General features: G+C 68.3%; 12 protein-coding genes. 11 read left to right on the top strand and 1 reads right to left on the bottom strand.

What is annotated here, in order from left to right:
* Window positions 1-151 precede the first annotated feature (151 nt).
* The 3 genes from eat (at window position 152) to BLQ74_RS03130 (ending at window position 2,723) form a co-directional block, all read left to right on the top strand.
* Complete coding sequence (gene eat, locus BLQ74_RS03140) at window positions 152-1,516, top strand: ethanolamine permease (RefSeq protein WP_090260757.1); 1,365 nt, start codon at window positions 152-154, stop codon at window positions 1,514-1,516.
* Window positions 1,517-1,621: 105 nt separating this feature from the next.
* The gene (locus tag BLQ74_RS03135; protein ID WP_090260755.1) at window positions 1,622-1,795 is read left to right on the top strand and encodes a DUF2897 family protein; all 174 of its coding nucleotides are present in this window, start codon (window positions 1,622-1,624) and stop codon (window positions 1,793-1,795) included.
* A gap of 163 nt (window positions 1,796-1,958) precedes the next feature.
* Window positions 1,959-2,723, top strand: coding sequence for a CPBP family intramembrane glutamic endopeptidase (locus BLQ74_RS03130; protein WP_090260753.1), 765 nt, complete (start codon window positions 1,959-1,961; stop codon window positions 2,721-2,723).
* 41 nt (window positions 2,724-2,764) lie between these two features.
* On the opposite strand, the gene BLQ74_RS03125 is transcribed toward BLQ74_RS03130, so the two are convergent.
* Window positions 2,765-3,388, bottom strand: coding sequence for a TetR/AcrR family transcriptional regulator (locus BLQ74_RS03125; protein WP_212633120.1), 624 nt, complete (start codon window positions 3,386-3,388; stop codon window positions 2,765-2,767).
* Between the two features lie 224 nt (window positions 3,389-3,612).
* Here BLQ74_RS03125 and BLQ74_RS03120 point away from each other — a divergent pair, with 224 nt between their 5' ends.
* From BLQ74_RS03120 to BLQ74_RS03085, 8 genes are all read left to right on the top strand, one after another.
* Window positions 3,613-5,400, top strand: coding sequence for an acyclic terpene utilization AtuA family protein (locus tag BLQ74_RS03120; protein ID WP_090260749.1), 1,788 nt, complete (start codon window positions 3,613-3,615; stop codon window positions 5,398-5,400).
* A 71-nt stretch (window positions 5,401-5,471) separates the two neighbouring features.
* The gene (locus tag BLQ74_RS03115; protein WP_090260746.1) at window positions 5,472-6,347 is read left to right on the top strand and encodes an SDR family oxidoreductase; all 876 of its coding nucleotides are present in this window, start codon (window positions 5,472-5,474) and stop codon (window positions 6,345-6,347) included.
* 3 nt (window positions 6,348-6,350) lie between these two features.
* The gene (gene atuC, locus BLQ74_RS03110; protein ID WP_090260744.1) at window positions 6,351-7,967 is read left to right on the top strand and encodes a geranyl-CoA carboxylase subunit beta; all 1,617 of its coding nucleotides are present in this window, start codon (window positions 6,351-6,353) and stop codon (window positions 7,965-7,967) included.
* A 72-nt stretch (window positions 7,968-8,039) separates the two neighbouring features.
* Complete coding sequence (atuD, locus tag BLQ74_RS03105) at window positions 8,040-9,200, top strand: citronellyl-CoA dehydrogenase (RefSeq protein WP_090260742.1); 1,161 nt, start codon at window positions 8,040-8,042, stop codon at window positions 9,198-9,200.
* 44 nt (window positions 9,201-9,244) lie between these two features.
* Entirely contained in the window at window positions 9,245-10,042 is a 798-nt protein-coding gene (locus BLQ74_RS03100) for an enoyl-CoA hydratase/isomerase family protein (RefSeq protein ID WP_090260740.1), read from the top strand.
* 61 nt (window positions 10,043-10,103) lie between these two features.
* Window positions 10,104-12,092 (top strand): geranyl-CoA carboxylase subunit apha, encoded by a 1,989-nt coding sequence (gene atuF / locus BLQ74_RS03095; RefSeq protein ID WP_090260738.1) that lies wholly within the window; start codon window positions 10,104-10,106, stop codon window positions 12,090-12,092.
* Between the two features lie 95 nt (window positions 12,093-12,187).
* The gene (locus tag BLQ74_RS03090) at window positions 12,188-13,009 is read left to right on the top strand and encodes an SDR family oxidoreductase (protein ID WP_090260736.1); all 822 of its coding nucleotides are present in this window, start codon (window positions 12,188-12,190) and stop codon (window positions 13,007-13,009) included.
* A 163-nt stretch (window positions 13,010-13,172) separates the two neighbouring features.
* Window positions 13,173-14,999: a long-chain-acyl-CoA synthetase gene (locus BLQ74_RS03085; RefSeq protein ID WP_090260734.1), complete on the top strand. Its 1,827-nt coding sequence runs from the start codon at window positions 13,173-13,175 to the stop codon at window positions 14,997-14,999.
* The last annotated feature ends 17 nt before the right edge of the window (window positions 15,000-15,016 follow it).

Raw genomic sequence — 15,016 nt, 5'->3', positions numbered from 1 at the left:
TGCACCGTGACGAAGCAGAATCCAGCGGCCTGATGCGGCGATCCGTGGTGAAAACGACGCGATCCTGCGATTTGCGACAGCGCCGACGCGACTGGCACGCACGCTGCACGACGGTTCCGGTCGTGTCGTTGACCCTTCAGGGAGAACCCACATGAGCGCGCAACTCAAACCCACCCTCGGCACCCTGCACCTGTGGGGCATCGCCGTCGGCCTGGTGATTTCCGGCGAGTATTTCGGTTGGAGCTACGGCTGGGGCGTGGCCGGCACCCTCGGCTTCCTGGTCACCACCCTGCTGGTGGCCACCATGTACACCTGCTTCATCTTCAGTTTCACCGAACTGACCACCGCCATTCCCCATGCCGGCGGGCCCTTCGCCTACAGCCGCCGCGCCTTCGGCGAGAAAGGCGGGCTGGTCGCCGGCCTCGCCACGCTGATCGAGTTCGTCTTCGCCCCTCCGGCCATCGCCATGGCCATCGGTGCCTACCTCAACGTCCAGTTCCCGGCCCTCGACCCGCGCCACGCGGCGCTCGGCGCCTATCTGCTGTTCATGGGGCTGAACATCCTCGGGGTGAGCATCGCCGCCACCTTCGAGCTGGTGGTGACGGTGCTGGCGGTGATCGAGTTGCTGGTGTTCATGGGCGTGGTCGCGCCGGGCTTCAGCGTCAGCAACTTCGTCCTCAACGGCTGGGCCGGGGCGGACGGCTTCAGCGGCGCGGCGCTGGGCGGCATCTTCGCCGCCATCCCCTTCGCCATCTGGTTCTTCCTCGCCATCGAAGGCGCGGCCATGGCCGCCGAAGAAGCCAAGGAGCCGAAACGGACCATTCCCAAGGCCTACGTCAGCGGCATCCTGACCCTGGTGGTGCTGGCCATCGGCGTCATGCTGTTCGCTGGCGGCGCCGGCGACTGGAAGGCCCTGTCCGGGATCAACGACCCACTGCCGCAGGCCATGAAAATGGTGGTCGGAGCCAATTCCGGCTGGCTGCACATGCTGGTGTGGATCGGCCTGTTCGGCCTGGTCGCCAGCTTCCACGGCATCATCCTCGGCTACTCGCGGCAGTTCTTCGCCCTCGCCCGCGCCGGTTACCTGCCGCGCAGCCTGGCCAAGCTGTCGCGCTTCCAGACCCCGCACCGGGCGATCCTCGCCGGCGGCGTGGTGGGCATCGCCGCCATCTACAGCGACAGCCTGATCAACCTGCAGGGCATGAGCCTGACCGCGGCGATGATCACCATGAGCGTGTTTGGCGCCATCGTCATGTACATCATGAGCATGCTCAGCCTGTTCAAGCTGCGCCGCAGCGAACCGGACCTGGAGCGCAGCTTCCTCGCCCCCGGCTTCCCGCTGGTGCCGGGTATCGCCCTGGCCCTGGCGCTGCTCTGCCTGGTGGCGATGGTCTGGTACAACCTGGAGATCGCCGGCATCTTCGCCGCCTTCATGGCCGTCGGTTTCCTCTACTTCCAACTGACCGCCGCGCACCGCGCGAATGCGCCGGCGGACGTCATGCTGACCGGCGCCTGAGCCTGGCGCCGAGCGGGCCGCCCGCGCAGGGCGCGCCCGCCTCGGCGCACTGACAAGGCGGCCCCGGCGGGGTATGGTGGATATCCATCCTCACTGGAGAACAGCATGCCCTGGTACGGCTGGTTGATCATGATCCTCGCGCTCGGCTCGATCGTCGGCGGACTCATGCTGCTGCGCGACAGCGCACGCAAGCTGCCGCTGAGCGAGGAGCAACTCAAGCGCATCCACCAGCGCAATGCCGAAATGGATGCCCAAGACGCCAGCGACGGCAAGCGCTGACCCCCTCCCTCCTCGTTACCCGCAGCGGCCCCGGCCGCTGCCCCACCCTGGTTTCTCGCCTCCCGAATGCCGGCAAGCCATGGCATTTGCGCCAATCCTCCCCTCAGCCATGGCTAAGCACAGGTGAATTTGCCTAGACTCCGCCACCTGAATGGAGAAAGAGATGCTCAGGAAGCTCCTTCCGCTGTTGCCCGCCGTCCTTCTGCTCAGCGGCTTTGCCCTTGGCTTCGTGCAACCCCTGGGGCTATTGATCGGCGCGATCTACGTCACCTGGACCCTGTACGGCGAACCGCGCCTGCCCTGGGCGCTGTGGTGGCCCATCTGCCTGCTGGTGAGTTTCGCCCTGGCCGCCCACCTGCTGCCAGGCACCCAATCCTGGACCCTGTGGCCGTCGCGGCAGCTCAGCTCGGATGCCCCGGCCTATGCCCTGCGCCTGTCCTGGGACAAGGCGCTGGTCGGCGTCACGCTGCTGGTCTGGTGGCTGCGCCGGCCGGCAGCGGCGGTCCGCTCGCCGGACTACGCCGCCCTCGCCGTGGTCGCCACGTTGTTCGCCGTGCCCTTGCTGGCCGTGGCCTGCAAACTGGTGGTCTGGAACCCGAAATGGCCCGACGGGCTGTGGCTGTGGATGCTGGTCAATGTCGGGGTGATCTCGCTGACCGAGGAAGGCGTCTTCCGCGGCTTGTTGCAGACGCCGCTGGTGCAACGCCTCGGCGCCCCGGCCGGGGTCCTGCTGACCAGCCTGCTGTTCGGCCTGGTGCACCTGCCCTACAGCCCGACCTTCGCCGTGGTCGCCGGCGTCGCTGGCGTCGGCTACGGGCTGGCTTTCCACTTCAGCGGGCGCATGCTGGTGCCGGTCCTGCTGCACGCCACGGTGAACAGCGTGCACCTGCTGCTGCTCAGCTACCCGCTGCACCTGGGCCTCGACTGAAACGGCGCCAGCGGCGCCGAACCACCTGAGCCTCGGCGCCTTCAGTCGTCCTTGAGCACCATCAGCAGCGCCTGCTCGGCCAACTCGTCGAGCGTCAGGCTGCCCTCCTGGCGGAACCAGGTGATGGTCCAGGACAGCGCGCCGGTGAGAAAACGCCGGAGGATGAACGGATCGCCCTGGCAATAGCCGGCGGCGCGCGCCTCGCCGAGCACATTCAGCCACATCTCTTCATAGATATCGCGCAGGCCGAGGATGTAGGCCTGGCCTTCCGGCGACAGCGAGCGCCATTCGTAGACCAGCACCGCCATGGCCTCGCCGGTGCCGCCCATGATCGACTGCAACTCGCAGCGGATCAGCGCCAGCACCCGCTCGCGCAGGCCATCGGCCCCAGCCAGGGCGGCGCGCATCAGGGCGGTGTTGTAGAGGATGGTTTCTTCCATCACCGAGCGGAGGATTTCGTCCTTGCTCTTGAAGTGGTGAAAGATGCTGCCGGACTGGATGCCCACGGCACTGGCCAGGTCGCGCACCGTGGTGCGTTCGTAGCCCTTGCTGCGAAACAGATGGGCGGCGGTCTGCAATAGCTTGCCGCGGGCGCTCTCCGGATCGGTGAGCTGACCGGTCGCAACCAGCTCCAGCATTACGTCGCGGGCCTTTTGCTCATCCACGCTGTCGCTCTCCCCTCATCCGCCCTGTCGGGCATTGCGATTCGCGGCGATTCCGCAATCGCCACGCAAGTGCTTGTGTAAACAGGTGAAATGTATGCCTGCCCAGCGAACCAAGCAAGCGCTTGGCCATCATCGAGCTGGGGCTCTTGGCAGAAATGTCACTTTTCAACCAAGCGCTTGCTTGGTAATGTCCGACACACACCTTCGACGTCACGGGCAGAACAATGAACAAGACCGTACGCATCGGCTGCGCCTCCGCCTTCTGGGGCGACACCTCCACCGCCGCCGCGCAATTGGTGCGCGGTGCGGAACTGGACTACCTGGTGTTCGACTACCTGGCCGAAATCACCCTGTCGATCATGGCCGGCGCCCGGCTGAAGCAGCCGGACGCCGGCTACGCCAGCGACTTCGTCGAGGTCCTTGCGCCGCTGCTGGGCGAGATCGCCGGCAAGGGCATCCGCGTCATCAGCAACGCCGGCGGCGTCAACCCACAGGCCTGCGCCGCCGCCCTGGCCGCGGCCTGCGAGAAGGCCGGCGTGGCGCTGAAGATCGCCGTGCTCGAAGGCGACAACCTGCTGCCCAAGGCAGCCGAACTGGCCAAGGCCGGCACCCGTGAAATGTTCACCGACGCCCCGCTGCCGCCGCTGTGCGTGTCGATCAACGCCTACCTCGGCGCGCCGGGCATCGTCGCCGCGCTGCAGCACGGCGCCGACATCGTGATCACCGGCCGGGTGGTCGACAGCGCGGTGGTCAGCGCCGCCCTGGTCCACGAATTCGGCTGGGCCTGGAACGACTACGACAAGCTGGCCCAGGCCGCCCTGGCCGGACACATCATCGAATGCGGCGCGCAGTGCAGCGGCGGCAACTTCACCGACTGGGAAAGCGTGCCGGACTACGAGCACATCGGCTTCCCCATCGTCGAAGTACAGGCCGATGCCAGCTTCGTGGTGACCAAGCCGCAGGGCAGCGGCGGCCTGGTCAGCGAGCTGACGGTGGGCGAACAGATGCTCTACGAGATCGGCGATCCGCGCGCCTACCTGCTGCCCGACGTGGTCTGCGACTTCACCCAGGTGCGCCTGCAACAGGTCGGCACCGACCGCGTCGCGGTCAAGGGCGCCCACGGCCTGGCGCCGACCGGTCAATACAAGGTCAGCGCCACCTACCCGGATGGCTTCCGCTGCACCGCCAGTTGCCTGATCGCCGGCATCGACGCGGTGAAGAAGGCCGAGCGGGTCAGCCAGGCGATCATCGCCAAGACCGAGGAACTCTTCGCCGAGCGCGGCTGGGGACCCTACCGCGAGGTCAGCATCGAACTGCTTGGCAGCGAAGCCACCTACGGTCCCCACGGGCGCCGCCGCGACAGCCGCGAAGTGGTGGTCAAGCTGGGCGTGCGGCACAGCCGCAAGGAAGCCCTGCTGCTGTTCTCCCGCGAGATCGCCCAGGCCGCCACCGGCATGGCGCCGGGGCTGACCGGCATCGTCGGCGGACGGCCGACGGTGTACCCGGTGATCCGCCTGTTCTCCTTCCTGGTCGACAAATCCCAGTGCGAGCTGGCCGTGCGCATCGGCGAAGAACGCCACGTCACGGCCCTGCCGACACTGGAAGCGTTCGACCCGGCCAACCTCGCCGACGATCTGGCGCCACCGGCCGCCAGCGGCCAGGCGCTGGCCAGCGTGCCGCTGGTCAAGCTGGCGGTGGCGCGCTCCGGCGACAAAGGCAATCACAGCAATATCGGGGTCATGGCACGCCGGCCGGAATACCTGCCGTGGATCGCCGAGGCGCTCAGCGAGGGCGCGGTGGCCGAGTGGATGCAGCACGTCCTCGACCCGCAGCACGGGCGCGTCGCGCGCTGGTACCTGGCGGGCACGCACAGCCTGAATTTCCTCCTGGAGAACGCCCTCGGTGGCGGCGGCGTCGCCAGCCTGCGCATCGACCCGCAGGGCAAGGCTTTCGCCCAGCAACTGCTGGAGTTCCCGGTGGCGGTGCCACAAGCCATCGCCGATTCGCTCTGACACCTACGGCGCCTGACGCCTCCGGCGTTATCCGCCATCCGCCCGACATGAACGAGGAAGGCACCCGTCCCATGCGCTACGACTCGATCTTCAAACCCGGCCTGTTCGCCGGCCAGACCATCATCGTCACCGGCGGCGGCAGCGGCATCGGCCGTTGCACCGCGCATGAACTGGCGGCCCTCGGCGCCCATGTGGTGCTGGTCGGACGCAAGGCCGAGAAGCTGGAGAAGACCGCCGGCGAAATCGCCGAGGACGGCGGCAGCGTCACTTGGCACAGTTGCGACATCCGCGACGAAGAGGCGGTGAAGGCCCTGGTCGCGGCGATCCTCGGCGAACGCGGGCCCATCCACCACCTGGTCAACAACGCCGGCGGCCAGTATCCGGCGCCGCTCGCCTCGATCAACCTCAAGGGCTTCGAAGCGGTGGTGCGCACCAACCTGGTCGGCGGCTTCCTCATGGCCCGCGAAGTCTTCAACCAGAGCATGAGCAAAACCGGCGGCAGCATCGTCAACATGCTCGCCGACATGTGGGGCGGCATGCCTGGCATGGGCCACTCCGGCGCCGCCCGCGCCGGCATGGAGAACTTCACCAAGACCGCCGCCGTCGAGTGGGGGCATGCCGGCGTGCGGGTCAACGCGGTGGCGCCGGGCTGGATCGCCTCCAGCGGCATGGACACCTACGAAGGCGCCTTCAAGGCGGTGATCCCGACCCTGCGCGAGAACGTCCCGCTCAAGCGCATCGGCACCGAATCGGAAGTGGCCGCGGCCATCGTCTTCCTGCTGTCGCCGGGCGCGGCCTTCATCAGCGGCAACACCATCCGCATCGATGGCGGCGCCAGCCAGGGCAGCCGCGCCTTCCCGCTGAGCAAAGCCAAGCCCGGCCAGAGCCGCTCCTACAACGGCTTCCACCGCGCCTACCTGCCCGACGTGCTCAAGGACCAGGAGTAAGCGATGCCCGTCATTCAGTCCGAACTCGACATCCAGGGCGCAGATTTCGCCCGCAACCGCGAGGCCATGCTCGCCGCCGTCGCCAGCTTCCGCGAGATCGAACGCAAGGTGCTGGACAAGGCCGCCGAGGCCAAGGCGAAGTTCGACAAGCGCGGCCAGTTGCTGCCGCGCGAACGCCTCAACCTGCTGCTCGACCCCGGCGCGCCCTTCCTCGAACTCTGCTCGCTGGCCGGCTACAAGCTGCACGACGACAAGGACGGCACCCAGGCCGGCGGCGGCGTCATCGCCGGCATCGGCTACATCGCCGGGGTACGCTGCCTGATCAGCGCCAGCAACAGCGCGATCAAGGGCGGCACCATCTCCCCCAGCGGGCTGAAGAAGACCCTGCGCCTGCAGCAGATCGCCCTGGAGAACAAGCTGCCGATGGTGGCGCTGACCGAAAGCGGCGGCGCCAACCTGAACTACGCCGCGGAGATTTTCGTCGAGGGCGCGCGCGGCTTCGCCAACCAGGCGCGGCTGTCGGCCATGGGGATTCCCCAGGTCACCGTGGTGCACGGCTCCAGCACCGCCGGCGGCGCCTACCAGCCTGGGCTGTCGGACTATGTGGTGGTGGTGCGCGGCAAGGCCAAGATGTTCCTCGCCGGGCCGCCGCTGCTCAAGGCCGCCACCGGCGAAATCGCCACGGACGAAGCACTCGGTGGCGCCGAGCTGCACGCCCAGGTCGCCGGCACCGCCGAATACCTGGCCGAGAACGACGCCGACGGCGTGCGCCTGGCCCGCGAGATCCTCGCCGCCCTGCCGTGGAACGCGCAGTTGCCGGCACGCGCGCAGCGGCACTGGGAAGACCCGCTGTACCCGGCGGAAGAACTGCTCGGCGTGGTCCCGGCCGATGCCAAGAAACCCTACGACGTGCGCGAACTCATCGCACGCATCGCCGACGGCTCGCGCTTCCTCGACTTCAAGAACGAATTCGACAGCCAGACCGTCTGCGGCCACCTGCACATCGAAGGCCATGCCTGCGGGCTGATCGGCAATAACGGCCCGATCACCCCGCAGGGCGCGGCCAAGGCGGCGCAGTTCATCCAGCTCTGCGAGCAGAGCAACACACCGCTGCTGTTCCTGCACAACACCACCGGCTTCATGGTCGGCACCGAGTCCGAACGCCTGGGGGTGATCAAGCACGGCTCGAAGATGATCCAGGCGGTGGCCAACGCCCGCGTGCCCAAGCTGACGCTGGTGGTCGGCGGCTCCTACGGCGCCGGCAACTACGCCATGTGCGGCCGCGGCCTCGACCCGCGCTTCATCTTCGCCTGGCCGAACAGCCGCACCGCGGTGATGGGCGGCGCCCAGGCCGGCAAGGTGCTGCGCATCGTCACCGAGGAAAAGCACGCCAAGGAAGGCAAGGAAGCGGACCCGAAGATGCTCGACATGCTCGAACAGATGACCGCGCAGAAGCTCGACGCCCAGTCCACCGCGCTCTACGGCACCGCCAGCCTGTGGGACGACGGCCTGATCGACCCACGCGACACGCGGCCTCTGCTCGGCTATCTGTTGGATATCTGCGCCGAGGCCGAGGTCCGGCCGCTGAAGGGCAACAGCTTTGGTGTTTCGCGATTCTGAACGGAGGGCGGATGGCGCCACCGGCGTCATCCGCCGCATCGGCCACATGAGAGATTCAACGGAGAACGACACATGATCTTCACCCAGGAACACGAAGAACTCCGCCGCACCGTCCGCCACTTCGTCGACAAGGAAATCAATCCGCACGTCGAGCAATGGGAGAAGGATGGCCGCTTCCCCATCCACGACATCTTCAAGAAGGCCGGCGCCCTCGGCCTGCTGGGCATCTCCAAGCCGGAGAAGTTCGGCGGCATGGGCCTGGACTACAGCTACTCGGTGGTCGCCGCCGAGGAGTTCGGCACCATCCACTGCGGCGGCGTGCCCATGGCCATCGGCGTGCAGACCGACATGTGCACCCCGGCCCTGGCGCGCTTCGGCTCCGACGAGCTGCGCGAGGAGTTCCTGCGCCCGGCCATCGCCGGCGAGCAGGTCGGCTGCATCGGCGTCTCCGAGGTCGGCGCCGGCTCCGACGTGGCGGGCATGAAGACCAGCGCGCGCAAGGACGGCGACGACTACGTGATCAACGGCAGCAAGATGTGGATCACCAACTCGCCCTCGGCTGACTTCATCTGCCTGCTGGCCAACACCTCGGACGGCAAGCCGCACGTCAACAAGTCGCTGATCATGGTGCCGATGAAGACCCCCGGCATCAGCCTCAGCCCGCACCTGGACAAGCTCGGCATGCGCAGTTCGGAGACCGCCCAGGTGTTCTTCGACGACGTGCGTGTGCCGCAGCGCTACCGCATCGGCGCCGAAGGCGCGGGGTTCATGATGCAGATGCTGCAGTTCCAGGAAGAACGCCTGTTCGGCGCGGCCAGCGGGCTCAAGGGCATGGAGCACTGCGTCAACGTCACCATCGACTACTGCAAGGAGCGCAAGACCTTCGGCCAGGCGCTGATCGACAACCAGGTCATCCACTTCCGCATGGCCGAGCTGATGACCGAGATCGAGGCCCTGCGCGCCCTCACCTACCAGGCCACCGAGCTGTACGTCAGTGGCAAGGACGTTACCCGCCTGGCATCGATGGCCAAGCTCAAGGTCGGCCGCCTGTCCCGCGAGGTCACCGATGCCTGCCTGCAGTACTGGGGCGGCCAGGGCTTCATGTGGGACAACCCGGTGTCGCGCGCCTACCGCGACACCCGCCTGGTGTCCATCGGCGGCGGCGCCGACGAAATCATGCTCGGCATCATCTGCAAGCTGATGGGCATCCTGCCGGGCAAGAAGAAAGGCTGAACGAACACCACCGCGGGAGATACCGAACCCATGAGGAGCCCGGCATGAACGAACTGCCGAACTGCGAAACCCTGCTGCTGGAGCGTGACAGCGGCGTGCTGCACGTGACCCTCAACCGCCCGGACAGCCGCAACGCCATGAGCCTGGCGATGGTCGGTGAGCTGCGCGCGCTGCTCGCCGCGCTGGGCGACGACCGCGAGACCCGGGTGGTGGTGCTGCGCGGCGCCGGCGGGCACTTCTGCGCCGGCGGCGATATCAAGGACATGGCCGGCGCCCGCGCGGCGGGAGTCGATGCCTACCGCGAACTGAACCGCGCCTTCGGCAGCCTGCTGGAAGAAGCCCAGGCGCTGCCGCAGGTGCTCATCGTGGTACTGGAAGGCGCGGTGCTCGGCGGTGGCTTCGGCCTGGCCTGCGTGTCGGACATCGCCATCTGCGCCGGCAGCGCGCAATTCGGCTTGCCGGAAACCAGCCTGGGGGTCATTCCGGCGCAGATCGCGCCCTTCGTGGTCAAGCGCATCGGCCTGACCCAGGCCCGTCGCCTGGCCCTCAGCGCCGCCCGCTTCGACGGCCGCGAGGCGCTGCGCCTGGGCCTGGTGCACTTCGTCGAGGAAGACGCCAACAGCCTGGCCGAGCGCCTGCTGGAAAGCCTGGAACAGGTCCGCCGCTGCGCGCCGGGGGCCAATGCCGCGACCAAGGCCCTGCTGCTGGCCAGCGAAGGGGCGGACCTCGGGCCGCTGCTGGACAGCGCCGCGCAGCGCTTCGCCGAGGCGGTGAGCGGTGCCGAGGGCAGCGAAGGCACCCTGGCCTTCCTGCAGAAACGCAAACCCAACTGGGCGCGATAGACGCCTGTGCCAGAACGCCCCGCTGCATTCGGTGAGCGGGGTGGGAAGAGGGAAACCAGCCATGCCCAGCTTCAACAAGATCCTCATCGCCAACCGTGGCGAGATCGCCTGCCGGGTGATCCGCACCGCCCACGACCTGGGCTACCGCACGGTGGCGGTGTACAGCGAAGCCGATGCCGGCGCGCGTCACGTGCAACTGGCTGACGAGGCCGTGTGCATCGGCCCGGCGCAGGTGGCGCAGTCCTACCTGAACATCGCCGCCATCCTCGATGCCGCCTGGCGCACCGGCGCCGACGCCGTGCATCCGGGCTACGGCTTCCTCTCGGAAAACGCCGACTTCGCCCGCGCCTGCGAGGCCGCCGGCATCGTCTTCATCGGCCCGGATGTCGAGGCCATCCACCTGATGGGCAGCAAGCGCCTGTCGAAGATCGCCATGCTCGACGCCGGCGTGCCCTGCATTCCCGGCTACGAAGGCGCCGCCCAGGACGACGCGACCCTGGCCCGCGAGGCCGAGCGCATCGGCTACCCGTTGATGATCAAGGCCAGCGCCGGCGGCGGCGGCCGAGGCATGCGCCTGGTGCACGGCGCCGAGGAGCTGGCCGCGCAACTGCGCACGGCGCGCTCCGAAGCGCTGAACGCGTTCGCCAGCGCCGAGCTGATCCTGGAGAAGGCCGTGCTGCAGCCGCGCCACGTGGAAATCCAGGTGTTCGGCGACCGTCACGGCAATCTCGTCTACCTCGGCGAGCGCGACTGTTCGGTGCAACGCCGCCACCAGAAGGTCATCGAGGAGGCGCCCTGCCCGGTCCTCACCCCCGAACTGCGCCAGGCCATGGGCGAGGCCGCGGTGAAGGCGGCGGCGACGGTCAACTACGTCGGCGCCGGCACCGTGGAGTTCCTCCTGGATGCCAGCGGCGCCTTCTACTTCCTGGAAATGAACACCCGCCTGCAAGTCGAGCACCCGGTCACCGAACTGGTCACCGGCCAGGACCTGGTGGCCTGGCAGATCCGCGTCGCCGAAGGCCAGCCGCTGCCACTGCGCCAAGCGGACATCCGCCTGCACGGCCACGCCATCGAAGTGCGCCTGTATGCCGAAGACACCGGCAACGGCTTCCTGCCGCAGACCGGCGAGGTGCTGCGCTGGGAACCACCGGCGCTGGACGGCATCCGCATCGACCACGGCCTGCTCGAAGGCCAGGCGGTGACGCCCTTCTACGACCCCATGCTGGCCAAGGTGATCGCCTATGGCGCGGACCGTGACGAAGCCCGGCGCAAACTGGCGCGCGCCGTGGAGGACTGCGTGCTGCTCGGCGTCACGGGCAACCAGCGCTTCCTCGCCAATCTGCTGCGCCATCCCGAATTCGCCGCCGGCCGAGCGACCACCGCGCTGATCGGCGAGCACTTCGGCGACGACCCCAGCCTGCGCCCGCAAGCCCCCGACGACAGCGAGCTGGCCCTGACCGCCGCCCTGCTCTACCAGGCCTCGGCCACGGCCCGCGCGCATCAGCCCGGGCTGGCCGGCTGGCGCAGCGCCGGCAGCGCGCCCTGGCGCTTCCGGCTCAAGCAGGGCGAGCAGGTATTCACGGTGGACCTGGATGTCCTGGAAAGTGGCGCGCAGCCGCGCCTGAGCGCGCGCGTTGGCGACAGCGCGCTGGCGCTGCGCCTGCTGGCCTGCGACGGCCGCTGGGTCACGGCGGAGATCGACGGCGTGCGCCGCCGCCTCGCCTACCAGCAGCGCGGCGAGCGGCTCTGGCTGTACGGCGCCAACGGCAACCTGGAATTCAGCGATGCCAGCCACGCGCCGCCCGAGACCAAGGGCGGCGCCGCCTCGGGCACGCTGAAAGCGCCCATGGACGGCGCCATCGTCGACGTACTGGTGGCCGAGGGCGCGCGCGTCAGCAAGGGCCAACTGCTGCTGGTATTGGAGGCGATGAAGATGGAGCACCCGCTCAAGGCCGGGGTCGATGGCGTAATCCGCCGCATTCAGGTGAGCAAGGGCGAACAGGTCAAGAGCCGGCAACTGCTGGTGGAAGTCGAGGCCGAAGAGGCCTGAGGCAAGGCTGCTCGTCGGATGGGCTTCGCGTTGCCCCCATCCGCCGGGCCACCCCGACCACATACGGCAATCACAACGCGAACACGGAGCCAACCATGTCCCTGAAGGCCAAGACCCTGTTCATCACCGGCGCCAGCCGCGGCATCGGCCGCGAGATCGCCCTGCGCGCGGCGCGCGACGGCGCCAATGTCGTCATCGCGGCAAAGAGCGCCAATGCCCACGCGAAGCTGCCCGGCACCATCTTCAGCGTCGCCGAGGAAGTCGAAGCCGCCGGCGGCCGCGCCCTGCCCCTGCAACTGGACGTGCGCGACGAGGCCGCCGTGGCGCTGGCCATGGCCCGCGCCGCCGAGCATTTCGGCGGCATCGACGCACTGATCAACAACGCCGGGGCGATCAAACTGCTCGGCGTCGAGGCCCTCGAACCCAAGCGCTTCGACCTGATGTTCCAGATCAACACCCGCGCGGTGATGGTCTGCAGCCAGGCCGCGTTGCCCTACCTGAAGCAGAGCCAGGGCCACATCCTCAGCCTGTCGCCGCCGCTGAACATCGCCAACAAGTGGTTCGCCCAGCACGGCCCCTACAGCGTGACCAAGTACGGCATGAGCATGCTCACCCTGGGCATGCACGAGGAGTTCAAGAAGTACGGCATCAGCGTCAACGCGCTCTGGCCGAAAACCATGATCGCCACCGCCGCCATCGAGTTCGAGCTGGGCGGCCGCGATGCCTTCAAGCGCGCGCGCACCCCGGCGATCATGGCCGATGCCGCCCACGCCATCCTCAGCAGCGGCGGACGCAGCATCAGCGGGCGCCTGCTGATCGACGAGGAGATCCTCCGCGAACAGGGACAGAGCGATTTCGAGCAGTACCGCTTCGATCCCGCCGGCGGCGCGCTGGTGCCCGACCTGTTCCTCGACTGAGCCCGCGCCGCCGTGCCGCGAGGCCGGCGGCGCCTCTGCGCCAGTCATTCGCCCATCTGCCCGGCGCCCCGCGCGCCAGGGTCATAGCTAGGCTCCAGCGCCCGCCCTAGAGTCTGCGGGGGCGTCGGCACGCCCCCACGACAACGACAAAGGGCACGCCTCCATGAGCCACGCTGATCTGATCACCCCGACCCGCTTCATCGCCCAGTTGCCCGCCACCCTCGGCCGCGTCCCGCGCATGCTGCGTGGGCTCTACTACACCGGCCTGCGCAACCGCGAGAAGCCGCTGTCGCTGGCGTGGGCGCTGGAGCGCGCGGCGCGCCGCTACCCGGACAGTCCAGCCCTGCTCGATGGACAGCGGCGCCTGTCCTACGCGCAATTCAACGCCTGGGCCAACCGCCTGGCGCGTGCCTTCAAGGCCGAGGGGGTGGGCCACGCCAGCGTGGTCGCGGTGATGCTGGAAAACCGCGCCGAGCTGCTGCTGATCCTCGCCGCCCTGGCCAAGCTCGGCGCCATCGCAGCGTTGCTCAACACCACCCAGCGCGGCCAGGTGCTGAGCCACAGCCTGAACCTGGTCAGGCCGAGCCACTATGTGATCGGCGAGGAACTGCGGGCGGCCTTCGACGAGGTCCGTGCGACGCTGCAACCTGGCGTCGAACGTTGCCTTTGGGTGGCCGACGCCGACACCCTGGACACCCCTGGCGAGGCGCCGCACGGCTGGGGCAACCTGATGCGCCAGGCCCGCGGCCAGGCCAGCGATAACCTGGCCGACAGCGCGCGGGTGCGCCTGAAGGACGCCTGCTTCTACATCTACACCTCCGGCACCACCGGCCTGCCCAAGGCCTCGATCATGAGCCACGGACGCTGGATCAAGGCTTACGGCGGCTTCGGCCACTCCGGCCTGGGCCTGGGCAAGCGCGACGTGCTCTACCTGACCCTGCCCTGCTACCACAACAACGCCGTGACCGTGTGCTGGAGCGCCGCGCTGGCCGGCGGCGCGGCCATCGCCCTGCGCCGCAAGTTCTCCGCCAAAGCCTTTTGGCAGGACGTGCAGCACTACCAGGCGACCTGCTTCGGCTACATCGGCGAGCTCTGCCGCTACCTGCTCAACCAGCCGCCGTGCCCGGAGGAGCGCGACAACAGCCTCACCTGCATGATCGGCAACGGCCTGCGCCCGGCGATCTGGGGCGAGTTCAAGGCGCGCTTCGGCATTCGCCGCATCACCGAGTTCTACGCCGCCAGCGAGGGCAACATCGGCTTCACCAACGTGTTCAACTTCGACAATACCGTGGGCTTCTCCCCGGCCCCCTACGCCATCGTCCGCTACGACCTGGACAACGACCGGCCACGGCGCGACGCCAACGGCTTCATGCAGAAGGCCGGCAAGGGCGAGGCCGGCTTGCTGATCAGCGAGATCAGCGACAAGTGGCCGTTCGACGGCTACACCGACCCGGCCAAGACCCAGTCGGTGATCTTCCGCGACGTGTTCAAGAAGGGCGATGCCTGGTTCAACACCGGCGACCTGATGCGCGACCTCGGTTTCAAGCACACCCAGTTCGTCGACCGCCTCGGCGACACCTTCCGCTGGAAGGGCGAAAACGTCTCCACCACCGAGGTGGAAAACGTCCTCGGCGCCTACCCGGACGTGGCGGACGCGGTGGTCTACGGCGTGGAAATCCCCGGCACCGACGGCCGCTGCGGCATGGCCGCGCTGCGCCTGACCAGCGGCCGCGCGCCGGATGGCGCGGCCCTCGCCACGCACCTCGACCGCGAACTGCCGGTCTATGCCGTGCCGCGCTTCCTGCGCCTGCTGCAACAGGTGGAGACCACCGGCACCTTCAAGTACAAGAAGGCCGACCTCAAACGCTGTGCCTACGACCCGCGGCAGGTCAGCGAAGCGCTGTTCGTGCGGCTCCCCGGGGAGGCCGCCTACCGTCCGCTGGATCTGGCGCTATACGAGGCGATCCAGCGCGGCGAACACCGTTTCTGAGGCTGGCCCCGCGCTGG

The sequence above is a fragment of the Pseudomonas panipatensis genome (assembly GCF_900099785.1).
GTDB lineage: Bacteria > Pseudomonadota > Gammaproteobacteria > Pseudomonadales > Pseudomonadaceae > Pseudomonas > Pseudomonas panipatensis.
This window is presented reverse-complemented; position numbering and strand designations above follow the sequence as displayed.

What these genes read in the sequence shown, in the direction of transcription:
- eat (WP_090260757.1), top strand. Translation starts at nt 152, where the DNA reads ATGAGCGCGCAACTCAAACCCACCCTCGGCACCCTGCACCTGTGGGGC.
- BLQ74_RS03135 (WP_090260755.1), top strand. Translation starts at nt 1,622, where the DNA reads ATGCCCTGGTACGGCTGGTTGATCATGATCCTCGCGCTCGGCTCGATC.
- BLQ74_RS03130 (WP_090260753.1), top strand. Translation starts at nt 1,959, where the DNA reads ATGCTCAGGAAGCTCCTTCCGCTGTTGCCCGCCGTCCTTCTGCTCAGC.
- BLQ74_RS03120 (WP_090260749.1), top strand. Translation starts at nt 3,613, where the DNA reads ATGAACAAGACCGTACGCATCGGCTGCGCCTCCGCCTTCTGGGGCGAC.
- BLQ74_RS03115 (WP_090260746.1), top strand. Translation starts at nt 5,472, where the DNA reads ATGCGCTACGACTCGATCTTCAAACCCGGCCTGTTCGCCGGCCAGACC.
- atuC (WP_090260744.1), top strand. Translation starts at nt 6,351, where the DNA reads ATGCCCGTCATTCAGTCCGAACTCGACATCCAGGGCGCAGATTTCGCC.
- atuD (WP_090260742.1), top strand. Translation starts at nt 8,040, where the DNA reads ATGATCTTCACCCAGGAACACGAAGAACTCCGCCGCACCGTCCGCCAC.
- BLQ74_RS03100 (WP_090260740.1), top strand. Translation starts at nt 9,245, where the DNA reads ATGAACGAACTGCCGAACTGCGAAACCCTGCTGCTGGAGCGTGACAGC.
- atuF (WP_090260738.1), top strand. Translation starts at nt 10,104, where the DNA reads ATGCCCAGCTTCAACAAGATCCTCATCGCCAACCGTGGCGAGATCGCC.
- BLQ74_RS03090 (WP_090260736.1), top strand. Translation starts at nt 12,188, where the DNA reads ATGTCCCTGAAGGCCAAGACCCTGTTCATCACCGGCGCCAGCCGCGGC.
- BLQ74_RS03085 (WP_090260734.1), top strand. Translation starts at nt 13,173, where the DNA reads ATGAGCCACGCTGATCTGATCACCCCGACCCGCTTCATCGCCCAGTTG.